This window comes from Reichenbachiella sp. (genome assembly GCF_039969095.1).
Classification (GTDB): domain Bacteria; phylum Bacteroidota; class Bacteroidia; order Cytophagales; family Cyclobacteriaceae; genus Reichenbachiella.
Genome location: NZ_JBDVOL010000006.1, coordinates 1 through 1883 on the forward strand (window position 1 = coordinate 1; position 1883 = coordinate 1883).

Annotated in this window: 2 protein-coding genes and 1 pseudogene; 1 reads left to right on the plus strand and 2 read right to left on the minus strand. The window is 38.2% G+C overall.

What is annotated here, in order from left to right; genetic code table 11:
* Positions 1 to 221: pseudogene (locus ABJH98_RS01260) on the plus strand (phosphoglycerate dehydrogenase); the annotation flags it as partial.
* A 745-nt stretch (positions 222 to 966) separates the two neighbouring features.
* Here the strand turns inward: ABJH98_RS01260 and ABJH98_RS01265 are convergent.
* Together ABJH98_RS01265 and ABJH98_RS01270 are read right to left on the minus strand one after the other, a co-directional pair.
* The gene (locus tag ABJH98_RS01265; RefSeq protein ID WP_348276344.1) at positions 967 to 1413 is read right to left on the minus strand and encodes a DUF1572 family protein; all 447 of its coding nucleotides are present in this window, start codon (positions 1411 to 1413) and stop codon (positions 967 to 969) included.
* Between the two features lie 5 nt (positions 1414 to 1418).
* The coding region (locus tag ABJH98_RS01270) for an N-acetylmuramidase family protein (protein WP_348305796.1) at positions 1419 to 1883 on the minus strand (465 nt) is incomplete at its 5' end.

The following is a 1883-nucleotide window of genomic DNA, read 5'->3' on the forward strand; positions in this document are numbered from 1 at the left end:
ATGCCCATAGATTGATTCATATTCACATGAATGAACCAGGAGTTTTGGCTAAAATCAACCAGATCTTGGCAAACTTCGAAATCAACATCGTTGGACAGTACTTGAAGACCAATGAGAAAATCGGATATGTGATCACAGATATTGATAAGGCTTACTCCACTGAGGCAATCGATGCACTAAAACAAATCCCTGGAACAATCCGATTCAGAGTTCTTTACTAGGATTCAATAGCTAAAGGATTAATGCATTAAACTAATAAGACCATCCAAATTTTGGATGGTCTTTGCTTTGTAATCAAATCTAGTCAGAATTGAATCGGGCAACTTCTTTTGTGAGGTAGATATCCCCTACTAGTTGATTTTGAATCCAAATGGTTCTCTGGGTACAAGTGATACATTCAAAAGTTGCTTCAATGCATTACTGATAAGCCGCAAATCTTCTGCGTGGGTTTTCGTTTTGTCCCCTTGCTTAAGAATATTTGCAATTGCCCAACCTTAAGCGACAGGTTAGTAGTGGATACCAAAACCTCTTGCATTCGATTATTTACTCGGATGATTTACAGGTTTACTTCTATAGCAGCATCAGAATTCAAAACGCTTGATACTAGTGCCAATTTTTGTTTTAAGCACATTAGGCAACGTTCGCAAACTCATTTTCTCTTTGTTGGAAGTCGCCTAGAAAGACTTCAGATCTTCTAACTTTTCTTCAGTCAACCGGAAAAAAATCAGGTGGAAAACCTTTTCATAGCGTTTAACATGCTCATTTAAACGTCTTGCTTCGACTCCATACAGATCGACTAAGTCTCTATCCATCATCACATGGTCCTGATGAGATAGATTTAATAGAGAACCTATTCATCTATCGCAGCTATGGATTTATTCATTTATGACTCATAAAAAATTGAACTCACCTCTTTTTTTTAGAGATATGAGCATTCTTTATAGTTTACTGTATCATGAATTACTTCTACTTATCCAGCAATCGTCTATGGTAATTGATCTGGCCTAAGTGATAGCTAAAATGGCCAAAAAGGTGAATAAGAAAGTAACTATAAGACATTTTCTCTCCAAATACCTCCAAGGGATAATGCTTTTCCAGCATAGACTCATCCAAGCCTTCTAAGCTGACAGTGACTACCTGTTGAAGCCTCTCTATTCTAACCAACAAGTCAGATTTTGGTACGTGTTTACCAGCAAACTCAAATTCCCGATCTCTGATATAACCAAATCCGCCTATCTCTTTTCCTACAAAATGAGACATATTCCCCACCAGATGTAAGCATAAGTTACCTGCGGAATTCGTGATGTTAGGTTCCACTTTCCATAGGTTTTCTTCTCTGGAATAGGCATTAATTTCTACTTTTAACAGTTCAATATCCCGCTCAAAAAGTCTTATTAATTCTTTAAGTGCCATAGCGTTTAATCGTTTAAAAATTTCAAATAGGCCTTCGCCATTTTTTCGTCGTACTTATTCTGTGCATAAGCTGGACCATTATAGCACCTGGCAAAATTTGCCCAATTCTTAGTCTGCAAATGCTCTAAACAGCCATTTTTCAAAATATACCTTCCAAAAACTTCCAGATGATTTCGCTCGTGGGTGTGCATTTCATCAACAAATTGTTGAACTGATGGATATCCCAGCGGAAGGGCATGGAAGCCCATCACCTGATAGCTTCCCCATGAGGCTGAGGCTAAGGCTGCTTCCCTGAATTTTGGATTTGGGGAGATCGATGCGGCTTGTTCAAGTCGATCATATTCCTTGGTTCCACCTTGGTAATGCTTTTTGCTGAAGCTTTTATACAAGACAGATTCATTGGATGGGTTAGAGAAATCTTCTGGCCTAATTCCTCTGGATTTTAATTCTCTCCAAAAAATATGACCCTC

Bases quoted from the DNA above. Each gene is read 5' to 3' on its own strand.
- ABJH98_RS01265 (WP_348276344.1), bottom strand. From the start codon at position 1,413: ATGGCACTTAAAGAATTAATAAGACTTTTTGAGCGGGATATTGAACTG.